Origin of the sequence: Microcoleus sp. FACHB-672 (assembly GCF_014695725.1) — a bacterium.
Classification (GTDB): domain Bacteria; phylum Cyanobacteriota; class Cyanobacteriia; order Cyanobacteriales; family Oscillatoriaceae; genus FACHB-68.
The window spans coordinates 43251-58886 of record NZ_JACJOU010000009.1; the positions used below are offsets into that span (position 1 = coordinate 43251).

The 15636-nt window shown below is 45.4% G+C and carries 13 protein-coding genes; 4 read left to right on the top strand and 9 right to left on the bottom strand.

Annotation, left to right across the window (positions count from 1 at the left end; all coding sequences use genetic code 11):
• Positions 1–24: 24 nt before the first annotated feature.
• The 5 genes from H6F56_RS05745 to H6F56_RS05765 all read right to left on the bottom strand — a co-directional run bounded on the left by H6F56_RS05745 (position 25) and on the right by H6F56_RS05765 (position 5725).
• Positions 25–1593 carry an ABC transporter ATP-binding protein gene (locus H6F56_RS05745; RefSeq protein ID WP_190665903.1) on the bottom strand — a complete coding sequence of 523 codons (1569 nt, stop codon included), beginning with the start codon at positions 1591–1593 and terminating at the stop codon, positions 25–27.
• Between the two features lie 99 nt (positions 1594–1692).
• Positions 1693–2376 (bottom strand): cysteine hydrolase family protein, encoded by a 684-nt coding sequence (locus tag H6F56_RS05750; protein WP_190665904.1) that lies wholly within the window; start codon positions 2374–2376, stop codon positions 1693–1695.
• 53 nt (positions 2377–2429) lie between these two features.
• Positions 2430–3356 carry an ABC transporter permease gene (locus H6F56_RS05755; protein WP_190665905.1) on the bottom strand — a complete coding sequence of 309 codons (927 nt, stop codon included), beginning with the start codon at positions 3354–3356 and terminating at the stop codon, positions 2430–2432.
• 35 nt (positions 3357–3391) lie between these two features.
• Entirely contained in the window at positions 3392–4516 is a 1125-nt protein-coding gene (locus H6F56_RS05760; RefSeq protein WP_190665906.1) for an ABC transporter permease, read from the bottom strand.
• A gap of 45 nt (positions 4517–4561) precedes the next feature.
• Positions 4562–5725: a BMP family ABC transporter substrate-binding protein gene (locus H6F56_RS05765; protein WP_190665907.1), complete on the bottom strand. Its 1164-nt coding sequence runs from the start codon at positions 5723–5725 to the stop codon at positions 4562–4564.
• 785 nt (positions 5726–6510) lie between these two features.
• Here H6F56_RS05765 and H6F56_RS05770 point away from each other — a divergent pair.
• Positions 6511–7683 carry an IscS subfamily cysteine desulfurase gene (locus H6F56_RS05770; protein WP_190665908.1) on the top strand — a complete coding sequence of 391 codons (1173 nt, stop codon included), beginning with the start codon at positions 6511–6513 and terminating at the stop codon, positions 7681–7683.
• 142 nt (positions 7684–7825) lie between these two features.
• Here H6F56_RS05770 and H6F56_RS05775 read toward each other — a convergent pair whose 3' ends face one another.
• The 4 genes from H6F56_RS05775 to trxA all read right to left on the bottom strand — a co-directional run bounded on the left by H6F56_RS05775 (position 7826) and on the right by trxA (position 11461).
• Positions 7826–8794, bottom strand: coding sequence for a YegS/Rv2252/BmrU family lipid kinase (locus tag H6F56_RS05775; protein ID WP_190665909.1), 969 nt, complete (start codon positions 8792–8794; stop codon positions 7826–7828).
• 111 nt (positions 8795–8905) lie between these two features.
• Positions 8906–9154 carry a regulatory protein SipA gene (gene sipA / locus H6F56_RS05780; protein ID WP_190665910.1) on the bottom strand — a complete coding sequence of 83 codons (249 nt, stop codon included), beginning with the start codon at positions 9152–9154 and terminating at the stop codon, positions 8906–8908.
• Positions 9155–9283: 129 nt separating this feature from the next.
• On the bottom strand, positions 9284–10297 hold the full coding sequence (locus H6F56_RS05785) for a sirohydrochlorin chelatase (RefSeq protein ID WP_190665911.1): 1014 nt from the start codon (positions 10295–10297) through the stop codon (positions 9284–9286).
• Between the two features lie 342 nt (positions 10298–10639).
• Positions 10640–11461, bottom strand: a complete 822-nt coding sequence (trxA, locus tag H6F56_RS05790; protein ID WP_190665912.1) for a thioredoxin — start codon at positions 11459–11461, stop codon at positions 10640–10642.
• 424 nt (positions 11462–11885) lie between these two features.
• On the opposite strand from trxA, the gene H6F56_RS05795 reads away from it, so the two are divergent.
• From H6F56_RS05795 to H6F56_RS05805, 3 genes are all read left to right on the top strand, one after another.
• Positions 11886–12089 carry a hypothetical protein gene (locus H6F56_RS05795; protein ID WP_190665913.1) on the top strand — a complete coding sequence of 68 codons (204 nt, stop codon included), beginning with the start codon at positions 11886–11888 and terminating at the stop codon, positions 12087–12089.
• A 326-nt stretch (positions 12090–12415) separates the two neighbouring features.
• A complete protein-coding gene (locus H6F56_RS05800; protein ID WP_190665914.1) occupies positions 12416–12856 on the top strand; it encodes a peroxiredoxin in 441 nt (146 codons plus the stop codon).
• 319 nt (positions 12857–13175) lie between these two features.
• On the top strand, positions 13176–15542 hold the full coding sequence (locus H6F56_RS05805; RefSeq protein WP_190665915.1) for a C39 family peptidase: 2367 nt from the start codon (positions 13176–13178) through the stop codon (positions 15540–15542).
• Positions 15543–15636: the final 94 nt, after the last annotated feature.

The following is a 15636-nucleotide window of genomic DNA, read 5'->3' on the forward strand; positions in this document are numbered from 1 at the left end:
ATTATTAAAAGAAATTAGCAATGATTAATGTCCGGCCATACTACGACCGATTGTTGCAAAATCTGCCTCAGCAATCGTACTTTCATAAGCAAATTTGCCTTCACTAATGACTAAAATTCGATCTGCTAGTTTTAGCAATTCATCTAAATCTTCGCTAACTAACAACACTGCAACCCCTCGATTTCGCGCTTCAACAATTTGACCGTGAATGTACTCCACAGCCGCAAAATCAAGACCAAAACAGGGATTTGCAGCAATTAGCAGCTTAATTTGATCGCCAGAAAGTTCTCGCGCTAACACCGTTCGCTGCACATTTCCCCCCGAAAGATTGCCCACCGGCGTCTCTGGAGAAGGCGTTTTGATTGAAAACGCGTGAATCAATTTTTCAGCCATCTGGCGAATTGCCCGCAAAACGAGAAAAGTGCCGGCTTTGGCTTGGGGAGGTCGGTCAAACGTCCGAAAAGCAAGGTTTTCGGCCACACTCATGTGAGGGACACAGGCATTGCGAAGCGGTTCTTCTGGCAGCACACAAACCTTGTGCTGGAACATCTGGGCGCGTGTGGCTTTATAAACTTCGCCATTCACCAAAACCTGTCCTGCTGTGGCAGAACGTTGGCCGGCAAGTACCTCCACCAACTCCCGCTGACCATTGCCAGAAACGCCGGCAATTCCCACAATTTCACCGCTATGAACGGTTAGATTAATATCAGAAACAGCTTCTAACCCATTGTCTTTATTGGCGTGAAGATTTTGAATCTGTAGTACAGAAATTGCTTCAAAATGCGCTGTTTTTTCAACCGGCTGTGCTTCTCGTTGCTCACCCAACATCATCTGCGCCATATCTGAAACCGTGAGATTTTTCACGATTCCGTGACCAGCAAACTTGCCTTTACGCAACACCGTGACTTCATCCACAAATGCCATAATTTCGCGAAACTTGTGGCTGATCATCAACACACTTAAGTTGCCGGCAGTCACTTCTTGGCGCAACAACCCTAAAACTTCATCAGCTTCTTGCGGAGTTAAAACCGAAGTTGGCTCATCTAAAATTAAAATGCGATTTTGCAAGTAAAGTTGTTTTAGAATTTCCAGTTTTTGCTTTTGGCCGGCAGCTAATTGAGCGATGGGAGTATCTAGAGGAACTTGAAAAGGAGCCGTTTGCATAAATTCCCGTAATCGCTCAGATTCCGCTTTCCAATTAATTAAATTAGGACTATCAAAACGAGAAAGCACTAAATTTTCCGCCACTGTCATCGCCGGCACCGAAGTAAAATGCTGGTACACCATCCCAATGCCGTATTTATGTGCATCACGCGGACTAGAAATTGTGCGCTGTTGTTTATTGATCAAAACATTTCCAGTTGTGGGCGTATAAAAACCCATCACACACTTCACTAGCGTACTTTTCCCCGCGCCATTTTCACCCAGCAATGCGTGAAAAGTTCCCGGTTTTAGATGCAGCGAAACATTATCTAAAGCCACCATCTTCCCAAATTGCTTAGTCATATTCACCACTTCCAATTCTGGTGGCGGAATTGACTGTTGAGTCCTGCCGGCTGATTCCTGAGTAAACGTATCTGCTATTTGTGTCATTTTAAACATCCATCCTATTTATATGTACTTAACGTCAGCCTACGCCTACATCTGCGTTTATTTGCGGTTAAAAAGTCCATAATTCCTCGCTTCCATGAACTATTTTTCAATCCCTTCAATAAACGTTTGTGAATCTGCAACAGCTCCAAAAACGCCCCCTTGCATTTTGATCATTTTCAAAGCCGCCAAATAATTGCCATAATCCGTTGCGCCGGTGCAATCAGAAAGCAGCAAACACTCATAACCGCGATCATTCGCATCCCGCATCGTTGTGTGAACGCAGACATCCGTGGTAATGCCGGCTAAAACTATATTTTGGATGCCTTTGCGTCTGAGCAGTAAATCTAAATCCGTTGCATAAAAAGACCCTTTTCCCGGCTTATCTATCACAGTTTCTCCTGGCAAAGGTGCAAGTTCTGGAATAATTTCCCAGCCGGCTTCACCTCGAATTAAAATCTTTCCACAAGGGCCAGGATCACCAATGCCGGCACCAATTTGACGTGAACGCCACTGCTTATTTTCTGGCAAATCAGATAAATCAGGTCGGTGTCCTTCGCGGGTGTGGATCACATGAAAATTTTTAGCTCGTGCAACTTCTAAAACTCGTTGAATTGGCTCAATTGGGGCACGAGTTAGTGATAAATCGTAACCCATTTTATCGACATAGCCACCAACACCGCAGAAATCTGTCTGCATATCAATAATCAGCAGAACAGTATTTTCTGGACGCAGATCGCCATTATAGGGATAGGGATAAGGATCGGCTTCAACAAAACGTCCCATAATCAAGTTTGAATTTCAAATGTACGAATTTTGAATGAATCGAGATTTAATTGCTAACTGTTTGTTCCTAACGCGCCAGGGGCACCTGTTAAAGTTCGTTTCGGAGAACAGGTAATAATCATGATTGCTAAAGTTAGAATGTAAGGCGAAGCATTCCATAAATAATAATGTGAATTGACGCCGACTGATTGCAAAGCCGGCCCGATTGCTTGTGCCCCACCAAATAGTAAAGAAGCGTACAAACATTGGATGGGATTCCAACGCGCAAAAATGACGAGTGCAACTGCCATTAGTCCCTGTCCGCTAGAAATCCGCTCATTCCAACTACCGGGATAATAAAGAGATAAGTAAGCGCCCCCAATCCCGGCTAAAAAGCTGCCGGCGACGATGCTGAGCATTCTCACTTTAAAGATAGAAATTCCCATTGCTTTTGCGGCATCTGGACTATCACCAACCGCGCGGATAAATAAACCCCAACGAGTTGATTTAAAAAACCACTGCATTAGGGGAGCAATGATCACGCCTATTAGAAAAAGTGGGCTGATTTTTAAGGCAGATTGGATCTGAGGTAAAGAACTCCAAGCCCCTAAATCAATTGTCGGCAATTGCGGTGCTGAAGGTTGAATAAAAGGTTTGCCAAAGAAAAAGGCAATACCGCTCCCGAAGATAATCATGGCAATGCCAACGGCAATATCATTCACCCTCGGCTGCTGGGAAAGCCAGGCGTGAATGAATCCTAACAGCATCCCGGCAATCCCTGCGACTAATACCCCTAACCAAGGAGAGCCTGTTAGATATGAAATGGCGTAAGCGAGCATTGCGCCGGTGAGCAAGGTTCCTTCTAATCCCAAGTTAATTTTGCCGCTTTTTTCTGTTATACATTCCCCCAAACTAACAAACAGAAATGGCGCACTTCCTCGCAGCGTACCGGCAGCAATTGCTAAAGGAACTCCCCACCAACCTAATGCTTCTGCACTCATTTTTTTATCCTTATTTTTCTGAGATTTAAATGTGGTTAACTAGGAATGGGTGCTTGAGGATTTGGGATAGGAGGTAAGGAATCCGGCCCTGGACCTTGACCTTTTTTCCCGATACCTTCTTTAAAGATTGCTAACCGTCCGTAGAGCGATTCACTATACAGAACGACCAAGAAAACTAGCCCTTGAAATACTAAAACTGTTGCGTCTGGAAGTCCGTGCGCTCGTTGCAAAATCCCGCCGCTGGCGAGGATGCCCCCAAGTAAAATTGCGACTAAAGTCGCGGCCAGAGGGTTATGTCGGGCGATGAAGGCGACCAAAATGCCGCTGTAACCGTAGTTTGCATTGAGGGATTCATTGGCGCGCCCGTGCACGGCTGCAACTTCCACCATGCCGGCTAATCCCGCACAAGAGCCGGCGAGGAAACAAATTGCCATTGTTAACTTGCCAACCGGCAAACCGGCAATTCGCGCTGCTCGGATATTGCCGCCGGCAGTCCGTGCTGCAAAACCAAATGTTGTGCGCTGGATCAGGAAGTAGGCGAGCGCACAGGCAATTAACCCGTAAATTAGCCCGTAGTGAACGCGTGTGCCGGGGATAGTTCCCAGCATATTCACCTCGGCAATTGGGTAGCTGGAGGGCTTATTGAGGGAAGTCGGGTCACGCATCGGGCCACCCACCAAATGGTTGAGGAGGGCGATTGCAATGTAGTTCAACAGCAAACTGCTAATCGTTTCATTCACGGCTCGATAGTGGCGCAACGCTCCCACCGCGCCGATCCACAATCCCCCACAAATCATGCCAGCAAGTGCCATCCCCATTTGCACAATGGTTGCCGGTGCGGAAGAAAGGGCGAGTCCAGCCGCTACAGCCCCAATTCCCCCAATTACGAGCGCTCCTTCATTGCCAATAATGACCAACCCTAAACGAGCGGGAAGCGCCGTGCAAAGGGCACTCAGCATTAAAGGAGCTGCCCGAATTAATGTGTTTTGAAAGGAGTACCAATTGCCAAAGGCTGCTTTGTAAATTGAGCCATAAACCTCGAAAGGATTGGCTCCCGCCAGGGCACAAAAAATTCCAAAAAGAATTAATGAGCAGAGGAGGGCAGCGATTGGGATGCAGACTGCTTCTGAGGTTCCACGCCAATTGTGCCGGTTAATCATAATTTATGGGGAATGGGCATTGGGCATTGGGGATGGGAAGTCGTTTTAACTGCCGGCATTGCCAACGACACCGGCAACCAGCCAATTCATTTTTTCGAGTTCACCGTCTTGCTGTTTGAAATCTTTTCCGGTTGGAATTACTACTTTGCCGGTGTTATCTTTAATTTCTCCCTTGTAAACAATCATGCTGTCGCTGAGAAACTTTTCTTTCGCAGCTTCAGCATCTTTTTTTGCTTCCGCTGTGACGGCTGGGCCATAGTCCGATAGTTTCAAAAATCCATCTTTTAAGCCGCCGCGCACGATATGAGGAATTCCCCCATTCATTAAGGTTTTACCGGCTTTGATCATTTCGGCATATTTGGAATAGACATTTGTCCAATCCCATTCTGCGCCGGTTAAATATCCTTTAGGAGCCAGCGTTGCTTGATTCGCGTGATAGCCGCTAGAGAAAATACCGCGCTTTTCTGCGGTTTCTACAACAACTTTGGGGCTGTCTACATGAGAAGTGAGAACATCAATGCCTTGGTCTGCCATACTGTTAGCAGCTTCCGCTTCTTTCACCGGCACTGACCAATCGCCGGTGAAAATAACTTGAGTTGTCACTTCTGGTTTCACGCTGCGTGCGCCTAGGGTAAAACTGTTGATATTTCTCAACACTTGAGGAATCGGTTTAGCAGCAATAAATCCAAGTTTGCCGGTTTTGGAAGCATGGGCGGCAACAATGCCGGCGATATATTCAGCTTCATCGATGTAGCCAAAATAACTGCCAGCGTTTGAGGGGTGAACGCCTTCCTGATAAAGTCCTCCACAGTGGATAAATTGAACTTCAGGATAGTCTTTTGCGATTTTCAAAATATGCGGATCGAAGTAGCCAAACGAGGTGGGAAACAAAACGGTTGCCCCGTCTTGTTCGATCATATTTCGCATTGTTTCTTCTACCGCAGTCGTTTCAGAAACATTGGCTTCTTCAACAGTTTTTACCCAAGAAAGTTTAGCAACGCCGGCCCTTCCTTCAGCGTGGGCTTGACTGTAACCGTAATCATCTTTTGGGCCAACATAAATAAAGCCCATCACAATCGGCTTGCCTTCTCCAGTGGAATTAGCTTTAGTGCCGGTTGAGGAACTGCATCCAGTTCCAAATTTCGAGGTAACTCCAAAGGCTGTCGTGGCTAAAATGCCCCGAATAACCTGACGGCGGGATAAAGACATGAAACGTCTGTTGCTCACTCGTTTTTTCTCTTATAAAGAATTATGAAGATGTCTTAAGTGAGTTAATATTTAGTTGGGGGTAATTCCGAAGAATAAGCAAATCAAACACTGCTTATGGAATTAAGTTTGTATCAACAAATACAATTATAATAATTTCAAGTTTTTGCCCTCTAGCTCACAAATTGGGGCTGAATAAATCATTATTGAGGCATTATTAGCGCCTAAATCTTAGGATGTCTCGCTGTCTGCTGCCGGCACCAATAAAGCAGAAAAAACTCCGGTGAAAAACCGCTGATAACTAGGTATAACAAAAGGCACATCAAGGAATATTTGTCAAATTGAGAAATGTATCTTTTTATAGCGGTTTGCAAGTTGCCGGCCTGTACCTGTAGTATTTAGAGCGGATTTGAGAGAGCGTTTGTCACGTTGCCGGCAAGAGAGAATCCGCGCAACAGCCCCTACAGCGGAGCGGTAAGCTATGAGTAGAGGAATAAATTGGCCTGCCGAGTTTTGGAGTGTGTCGGGAATGGTGTGCTGATGTCAGATGAACCCCCATAAAATGCCGGCAGAAAACACGAGTTTTGAAATTTCTTCGATTTAGTATTACTGGATGCGTTAAAATTTTAATGGCGCTTGCAGCTAAAGTTAATTATTTTTTTTCATAGAATCGAATTTGGTAATCCCAATTACTAAATATTTCTACAGTCGGCAATTAGAAACAACCTCAATTTAAACCCTGAAGTTGATAGGAAGCCGACAACAAAAAACTCTAACCTCTAAAAAAAATGCACCGGCCTATTTATCTCGACAATCACGCGACAACTCCCCTTGATGAGCGGGTACTTGCTGCTATGCTGCCTTATTTCACAGAACACTTTGGGAATCCGGCCAGCGTCACTCATCAGTATGGCTGGGAAGCGGAAGCGGCTGTTAAACAAGCAAGGCAGATTTTGGCAGATGCGATTAATGCCACACCGGAAGAAATTGTCTTTACCAGTGGCGCAACAGAAGCAAATAATTTAGCGATTAAAGGTGTTGCAGAGGCTTATTTCAGCAAAGGCCGGCACATTATAACTGTGGCAACCGAACATAACGCTGTGCTTGATCCTTGCGCGTATTTGCAAACACTGGGATTTGAAATTACTTATTTGCCCGTGTGCGGTGATGGGTTAATAGATTTAGCCCAATTAGAACGAGCCATTCGTCCCGATACAATTTTAGTATCAGTAATGGTGGCAAATAATGAGATTGGGGTGATCCAGCCGGCAGCAGAAATTGGGGCGATGTGTCGCGATCGCAATGTACTTTTCCACACGGATGCTGCCCAAGCCATCGGAAAAATTCCCCTGGATGTGCAGGCGATGACTATCGATCTCATGTCCCTAACCGGACACAAAATTTACGCCCCAAAAGGAATTGGTGCCCTTTACGTGCGCCGACGCAACCCCAGAGTTCAGCTAGCACCCCAAATGCACGGGGGAGGGCATGAACGGGGAATGCGATCCGGTACACTTTACACGCCGCAAATCGTCGGGTTCAGCAAAGCAGTGGAACTGGCAATTTCCGAAATAAAGTCGGAGGCAAAACGCCAAAAAGCACTCAGAGACAGGCTTTGGGAACAGCTAAATCGGCTACCAGGTATTCATCTTAATGGCCATCCGATTCAGCGGCTACCGGGTAACTTGAATATCAGTGTTGAGGGAGTTGACGGACAGGCTTTGCTGTTGGGGTTGCAGCCGGTGGTTGCGGTTTCTTCGGGTTCGGCGTGCACTGCTGCCAAAATAGCCCCCTCCCATGTTTTGCAAGGGTTGGGACTGCCAGAAACCTTGGCTTATGCCTCAATTCGGTTTGGTATTGGCCGGTTTAATACTGAGGAAGAAATCGATAATGTTGCTCAACACGCTGTTACTGCGATTCAATCTTTACGGCAATTGCCGGCAGCTACGACTTTCAAGTAGAAGTTTTTAGTTTTTTTGAAAACTTTAATTTTTTGACCGCAGATGATAGCGCATCGTGCCTGAAGGCACGATGCAGATATATTACGTTTCTTTGCTAAAGTTTTTAGCCTGAGTTAGTGAGTTTTTTTGTTTGGCTGCGGTTTTAACCGAAAGCTCTCATTGGCTCTTCCGTTGTCTCGTCTGTTGCCTCGTCTGTTGTCTGTTCTGTTGTCTCTTCTGTAGCCGGCACCACAACTGTTAAACCCCCGGGAATGCACTCAATTTCCACCGATGTTGTGCCAATTAATTCTCCATCTAATACGACTTTCTGTGCCGGCTCTGTTGTGACTTTAATGCGTTTTGTCCGCAAGTAAATAATATCTTCTCGCTCAGCAGCGGTTCCTAGCAAAGCAGTTCCCAATAAATTAGTCATGGCGTTAATAGCCTCTAACTGATTTGTTGAGGTAACAATTGTTACATCTAATAAACCATCATCAGCAATCACGCCGGCTGCCCCTTGCGCTAGTACCGATGTGGGGGGTGCTGCATTGGCAATTGTGACTGCAATTGCTTGAACCTTACTGACGAAGTTATCAATTTCTATTTCAGCTTCAAATGATTCTATTTCCCCTAACTTTGTCAAACCGGCAATCACGTATGCCAGCTTTCCCAACCAGTTTTTAGACTCGCGATCAGCTTGTTCGACTGCTTCAGCTTCTAACCCAATGCCGGCGAGTAACACCATTGGTTTGCCATTACACGTAGCCGCGTCTACCACGCGGGTATGGCCACCTAAAATCGTTTCGCAAGCGGCTTGGATTGTGTTAGGAAGCCCCAGTGCGCCGGCAAACGCATTCGCTGTTCCCCTAGGAATGACAGCAAAGGGGATGCCGGTGCCGATGGCGGCATCTGCAGCTGAGGAAATAGTGCCATCTCCTCCAGAAGCAATGAGCAGATCGATTCCGCGCTCAATCGCTTGTTTTGCCAGCTCATTCGCGCCCACTTCTTTGCTAGTCATCTGAATATCTAATGTAATATCTGGCTCCAAAAGTTTCCAGATCGTTCTTAAATCTTGCTCTGGATCGCCTTGACCGGCAATCGGATTAAAAATTAGAGTAGCTGAGCGAGTCATAAAAATTTTCGTGTTTGAAGTTCAATTTTAGAGATGAAGGCCAGAAAATTTCACCCTTGCTTGAGGGTTGAGAATTTTCTGCCTGTTTTTAACTTATTGAGCGGGCAATTTTCACTCAGAAGCGGCAGTAGCGTCTACGCTGTCTTCTAGTGCTTCGATATACTGACTTTCCATTAAGTAAGCCCCGTTTTCAAAGCGCACACCCCAAAAATCCCCTGGACGCCGATCAAGCACAATGCCTTCTTCTCCCAGCTGAATCACATTCGGTGGACGCAGCATGGGTTTCGGTTCTGCTGTTTTCACGTAAGACGGTAGTGCCACCACTCGGACTTTTTTGCCAACAATAAATTCTTTAGACATCAGCGATTAGCGCTCGGCAGACTTTTTACAGATGCAATCAAGTCTTTACAGACTGTAGACTCTCTAGAATCTACAGTCTATCTTCCCAATTGCATAATCTGTACCGAGCGCTAGTCGACTGACAGCTTTTTAAGGCGCTTGCCAAATTCGCTGGTGATATTGCTCTAAATCAGCATAGGGATCTTCATCGGCATGAGAATGGTTGTGTCCGTGGTGATGGTGGTGACCATTTTCATGCGAGTGATTGTGATGATCGTCACTATGCCCACTGCCGGCTGCCAACCGGAATTTACACATTTCACAGTTCATCTGCACCTGCCCTAATTGGGTTTCAATCTCCCTTTCCCGCACGACACCCATCAGCTGCGGGTGAATTCCCATTTCTGGCAGACACACCATCGAAATGTCAGGAAACTGCTCTTGCTGTTGGGCGGTGATGTCAAAAATCTTTTTAACCAGCACGCCGGTGAACAGAAAATAAGGCAGGACGATAATTCGCTTGGGTTGGAACAGACTAGCGCGACGAAACCCTTCTTCTAAACGCGGGTGAGTGATGCCGATAAAGCAAGTTTCCACCGTTTGGTAGCCGCTGCCTTCCCAGAGAATTCGGGCGATTTTGCACACGTCGCCGTTGGCATCAGGATCGCTGGAACCCCGTCCCACAAACAGCAAGACAGTATCTGAACGACTCCACTGCGGATCGTCGAGTTCTGCCAAGCGCGACTTCCACAACTCCAGAATGCCTGGAGTAATTCCAAAGTGACGTCCGTAGTGAAATTTCACCTGGGGATGGCGTTGCCGCGCCCGATCTAGTTCATTCGTCACGTCAAATTTGTTGTGACGCGCCGCAAATAACAGCACAGGCAGCACGGACATTTCGGTGTAACCTTGCTCAACGCACTCGTCTACGCCCTGCTGAATCGTGGGGGCGGTGAGTTCTAGAAAACAAGGCACGACTGGGCGTGAGTTGTCTAAGGCTTGATAGGCAGCGGCAAAATCAAGTAAATTTTGCCGACCATCATTATCGCGGCTACCGTGACCTACCATTAATAGCGGGCGCTTCACCGGCAGGGGCGGCAATTCAATCAGCGGCTCAGTTGGGTTCGACAGGGCGTTGAAAGTGGGTGAATTTGAAGTAAGCATTAACTGGGTTCCTTTCCCGTGCGAGGCGGAAAATTAGCGTGAATGGGTAACAGGAAGGCATTCTGGCTCACTCAATTTTCGATTAGCGATTTTGATTTTGGATGAGACAGGTTTTGCCAACCATCTCCCATCTAAACTCTCAAATCTCTCATCTCATATCGATTTACAGCTGCCGCACAGCCTCGGATTTTCACCGGCGTTTCCCTATCCTGTTACGGTTCGGGTGTGCAAACGTTATCTTAGCCCATCGAACTGCTATCTCAAATGCAGGGGAGGGGGAATTTTGAGGGTTATATTTTTGATTTTTGAGTTTGTAGCGAAGAATTTGTCTGTCTTTGCCGGTTAGTACAGTGCCATCATCAACTGCTTTCTGTAGTCTTTCGTAAGGGGATTCTCATCGCCTAACAAGGTAAAGATCGCCAGCATCGCTTTTTTTGCCGCGTCATTTTTATAATTTTTGTCTTCTCCAATGACTTCTAAAAACATTTCCAAAGCGTTTTCATAGTCTCCTTCTAGGGTCAAACAGGATGCTTGGCGGAACATTTGATCAGCTTCGCTGTTTGTTTCTGGGTTGTCGCAAGCTCTTTTTAAAATAATTAATTGTTTGCCGGCTTGAGCTTTGCTGAAATATTCTTTTTCGTATTCTGGCACTGAATCCAATAACTTTTCAGCATTTTCTAACTGATTGAGGTCAATTAGGAAAGAAGCCATTTCAATCGCAATTTGTCGATTTTCTGGATATTTTTCTACTAAATCTCTAAAAGTCGCTTCAGCTTTTTCTATCTGTTCATCAGCCAGATATCCATCAATGGATTCCAAGCCGATTTGAATTTCCGATTTTATATTATGGTTGGATAAAAATCCTCTGAGTTGAGGTTCTGGCAACACGCCCACAAATTTGTTGACCATTTCCCCCTGATGCATGAGTCTCACATCAGGAATTCCCTCTACCTCGTAATCGTGGGCTAAACTTTTATTTTCATCAATATTAACTTTCGCAACAACTAAGTCATACTCTTGCGCGATTTTTTCTAAAATTGGTTTTAACATTTGACAAGGCCCGCACCACTGGGCATAAAAATCTATCAGCACCGGCTTCTCAAAAGATTTTTGAAAAACTTCGGCTTCAAAGTTGTCGCTATTGACGGTAACGGAATATCCCATTTTTCACCCCTTCTTTTTTGATGCTACTTCTGAGTTAACTTTTAGACTGACAGCTTCATCCAACACTCACTTGCCGGCGACTTCCATGCCCAACTTATCGCTAAAGTGCCTTTGGGACAAGTGAAACAGATGATTCAGTCTCAGTGGGAAAAAATTGTTTCTGACTTCTCGTAGTTTGTTGCTGTAGAGCTCGTTCGCATTCTGCGCTATTGATGGTGAGGCTGCCGGCTTGCTTGCAGGAGGAGCCGGTGAAATTTTACGTTTAGTGAACTAATTATACCTCACCTGACTTATTTTTGCCGTGATCCCCATCATTCAACTCGTACCCAATTATCACCTTTGATCCCCATTACAATCACCAGCTTGTTTAGCCTTATGTTGCATATTTAAATAGGAACTCATTAACTCTACTAACTTTACTGCCATGCAAGCACAAGCCACCCGTCCCCAACTCTCCGTCGAGCAAATTGCTGATCGCATCTTCACTTCCCGCAAAATTAGCCGCGTCGATCAACACTGGCTGATGTCGGCTATGCTCTCTAAAGACTCTCTCAGCCCCGAAGATCAAAATTTAATTTCCCGCTTGTTTCATAGCTTGCAAAAGGGAACTATCCGAGCGGTGGATTGAATCACTGTATTTATCAAATCAGTTTCAGGGTGTCTTCTCGCAACCAACAACCGCTTGTCGGCTTCATTTGAAATAACTTATTTTAATTAAATTAAATTTTAATATTAGAAATTAATATAAAAAATTAGACATAAAATAATTATGTCAAACACCTAATCAATGATTTGAAAACAATAACTTATATAAAGTTTGATAATACCGGCATAACGGCAATTTAACCAATTTAAGCATTCATTAGCTAATTGCAAAAGAAGAAGAGTTTTTAGCAGCCCCTTTAAGTGTTAAGATTTTCAAGCAGTCCTAATATTGTTGAGGAAACTGAATTTATGACACTACCTGTTGGAACTGCTGCCCCCGCTTTTACCGCCAAGGATACCACCGGCAACACCGTCAAACTGTCTGACTTTGCCGGCAGAACACTGGTTCTGTACTTCTACCCCAAAGATGATACCCCAGGCTGCACTAAGCAAGCCTGTAGCTTCCGGGACTCCTATTCAGAATATCAAGGCAAAGATATTGTTGTCCTCGGCGTTAGCAGAGATGATGAAGGTTCTCACCAAAAATTCACCGAGAAATTCAGCCTGCCGTTTCCCCTATTGGCTGATGTTGATGGCACCATTGCCAAATCTTACGATGTCGATGGAGGCAATTACGCCAAGCGCGTTACCTATGTGATCGATCCGATTGGCAAAATTTCGCAAATCTATGAAGGTTCAACTCTCAACACTGAAACTCACGCCAAAGATATTTTAGCTGCAATGGTCTGAGCATTCTGCGTGTGGGGACTAAATATTTGATCATCCCATCACAAATTGAGCGGAATTTCTAATTAACCGCCCGTAGAGTGTCTCTATGGGCGGTTTTATCATTCGTCAGTTGGCAACAAGTTTTTAGAAGATTGTGAAAAGTTAGTAGCCCGAAAAATAACCTCTAAAGGTCACCTTTAATAGCACAGAGAAGGTGAGGGGTGAAAGGGGGAGGAGGTGAGAAGTAATCCTGGGCAGCGACTAAACTGAATAGGACCGGCACAGGGAACGCCGGCAGCTTATTGACCCAATCATTTACATTACCATTAACACAGTAACTATGAACATTCAAGAAACCCTTAGCTTAAAGATTCTCCAAGACACTTTTTTTAAAACTTTGCCCGCAGACTCTGCAACTCTTACGGATCGGCAAAAAGTTAAATTAAGTGCTGGTCAAACGTTTAAAATTAACCGTTCTGAGGGGATAAGCGGTCATCTTAAAGTAGAACTAAACGGAGAATTTTCCCCAATTGGGAAAATAGGTTATCTTTACGCGCCCCACGTCCAAATCATTAAATCATCACCGGCTTTTACAGGCAACCAAGCTGATGCTTCAGCAGTGCCTCCGGGCCTATCTTTGCTAACAATTACGCAAAAGACAAAACTGAAAAGCCAACCGGAAGATTCATCGCAACTTTCCGCTGCAGAACTCATCGAATTACCTCAAGGACAGACTTTTTACATCACCGGCTATGCCTGCGTTGAACGTCATTTTCGCGTAACATTTGCTCAAGAAATCCCGAATTTTGGAAACAGCGGTTATCTTTATTACCAGCACGTTCAAATTAAAAAAGATGGCCAGGATGTGCAGTTTGATGCCAATGCTGTAATTCTCACTGTTGTTGAAACAACAATTTTTAAGAAGAAACCTGCTGAGGCAGTTAATCTGAGACCCGATGAACAAATTACGGTGCCGGCAGGGATGATTTATGGGGTTGCCGGCTACACACTGGAATCGGGACACCTGAAAGTTTCACTCACAGAAAACTTAGCAGGATTTGGCAACACCGGCTATTTTTATCCAGATTTTGTTCAACTCAGCCGAGGCGGCAAATTATTTAACCCTTCGCCGGCTTTAACCTATGAAGGGCCAGCCGAAGTTTTAGTGAACCAAAGCACCACTCTCAGCGGTTCGTTTGACCCGCAGCAAGTGACAAATGTGGCATTAGTCGCTGAAGATAAATATCCGCTTGAAGTAACCCTCAACCGCTCATCTGGGAGCTGGCAAGTTAAATTAGACCGTGGGTTTAAAGATGCCGGTGCCCGGTGGTTGCGCCTTAAGGGAACCGATGCAAAAGGTCAGGTTGTTAGCAGCCAAATTGTTTACCTCACTGTCAGCGCAAATGCCGGCACTGTTGGTCAATCTCTTACCTTAAAAATACTCAAAGACACCTTTTTTAAAACCACGTCGGGTGATTCTGCAAATCTCAATTCCCAGCAAAAAGTTCTGGTGAATGCCGGCCAAACCTTTACCGTCAGCAAATACGGATATTTAGACGGACACTTGAAAGTAACCCTCAGTTCACCCCTGATGCCGGTGGGAAATTTTGGCTATCTTTATGAAAAGCACGTTCAGCTAAGCAAAGGCAGCCAAGTCTTTAAGTTTGAAATTGAAGATGTGACGAGCACTCCCCTAAGTGCTCAGTTGCTGGTAACAGAAACGACGGTTATCAAAGCTAAGCCGGTTGATTCATCGACTCTGCCGGCAAATCAAAAAGCAGATTTGCTCTTAGGACAAATTCTTGGCATCACCGGCTATGCCTGCATAGAAGGACATTTTCGCGTAACACTAACCCAAAGTATTCCAGGTTTCGGCAATGTTGGTTATATCTATTGGCGTCACGTTCAAATTAAACGAGACGGCAAAGTTGTGCCGTTCGATCCAGATGCCCTAACCATTACAGTTGGGCAAACAACTATCTTGAAAAAGAAGTTGGCGGAAAGCAGCCGGTTAAGCGCTAGCGAAAAAATTGACCTGGCTTTAGGAAGAGTTTACGGAATCAACAGCTACAGTTTAGAAGATGCCAGTCACATTAAAGTCGCCTTAACCGAAGAATTGCCTCAATTTGGTAACACGGGTTATCTTTATACCGGCCACATCAAAATGCAGCGGGGAAGCCGCACCTTCGATCCCTACCCTAGCCAAGTAGAACTGAATGTGCCGTATTTTTCCCAACGCGATAATCCTCGCTTCTACTGGTCAACTTGCAATGTCACTTCAATTGCAATGCCATTTTATTATTATGGGGTGCGGAGTAGTAGCGGAGGGCAATTAGAAGACGAATTGCTACAGTGGTGTTTCAACCGATACGGGGAAGGGAGTCAAATGGAACACTCCGTACTTTCCCAATTAATTCGAGCTTATGGGTTCAAAACCAGTTTTAGCACCACACGCACTTGGTCAGAGATCAAAATTGAATTAATTAACCGGCGTCCTGTCGTACTTGCCGGCGACTTTACCGCCACCGGCCACATTCTCTGCGTCATCGGTTATAACTCCAGCGGTTTCATCGTCAACGATCCTTGGGGAGACGCCCTCACCGGCTACGCGGATACTGAAGGCCGAAAATTACTGTATCCCTATGGCTATATAAATCAAGTTGCCGGTCCCGACGGGAAAGTGTGGGCGCACTGTATCTCCCGATGAATGCGGGCAAGTTTATGATGGGCTAATAGCAAAAGTCCTCTAAAGACGACTAGGAAAGGTTTTTAGTCGTCTTTAGAGGATTCTTCGTTATGAG

Excerpts from the sequence above, each read along its gene's own strand:
- H6F56_RS05745 (WP_190665903.1), bottom strand. The coding sequence starts at position 1,593 with ATGACACAAATAGCAGATACGTTTACTCAGGAATCAGCCGGCAGGACT.
- H6F56_RS05750 (WP_190665904.1), bottom strand. The coding sequence starts at position 2,376 with ATGGGACGTTTTGTTGAAGCCGATCCTTATCCCTATCCCTATAATGGC.
- H6F56_RS05755 (WP_190665905.1), bottom strand. The coding sequence starts at position 3,356 with ATGAGTGCAGAAGCATTAGGTTGGTGGGGAGTTCCTTTAGCAATTGCT.
- H6F56_RS05760 (WP_190665906.1), bottom strand. The coding sequence starts at position 4,516 with ATGATTAACCGGCACAATTGGCGTGGAACCTCAGAAGCAGTCTGCATC.
- H6F56_RS05765 (WP_190665907.1), bottom strand. The coding sequence starts at position 5,725 with ATGTCTTTATCCCGCCGTCAGGTTATTCGGGGCATTTTAGCCACGACA.
- H6F56_RS05770 (WP_190665908.1), top strand. The coding sequence starts at position 6,511 with ATGCACCGGCCTATTTATCTCGACAATCACGCGACAACTCCCCTTGAT.
- H6F56_RS05775 (WP_190665909.1), bottom strand. The coding sequence starts at position 8,794 with ATGACTCGCTCAGCTACTCTAATTTTTAATCCGATTGCCGGTCAAGGC.
- sipA (WP_190665910.1), bottom strand. The coding sequence starts at position 9,154 with ATGTCTAAAGAATTTATTGTTGGCAAAAAAGTCCGAGTGGTGGCACTA.
- H6F56_RS05785 (WP_190665911.1), bottom strand. The coding sequence starts at position 10,297 with ATGCTTACTTCAAATTCACCCACTTTCAACGCCCTGTCGAACCCAACT.
- trxA (WP_190665912.1), bottom strand. The coding sequence starts at position 11,461 with ATGGGATATTCCGTTACCGTCAATAGCGACAACTTTGAAGCCGAAGTT.
- H6F56_RS05795 (WP_190665913.1), top strand. The coding sequence starts at position 11,886 with ATGCAAGCACAAGCCACCCGTCCCCAACTCTCCGTCGAGCAAATTGCT.
- H6F56_RS05800 (WP_190665914.1), top strand. The coding sequence starts at position 12,416 with ATGACACTACCTGTTGGAACTGCTGCCCCCGCTTTTACCGCCAAGGAT.
- H6F56_RS05805 (WP_190665915.1), top strand. The coding sequence starts at position 13,176 with ATGAACATTCAAGAAACCCTTAGCTTAAAGATTCTCCAAGACACTTTT.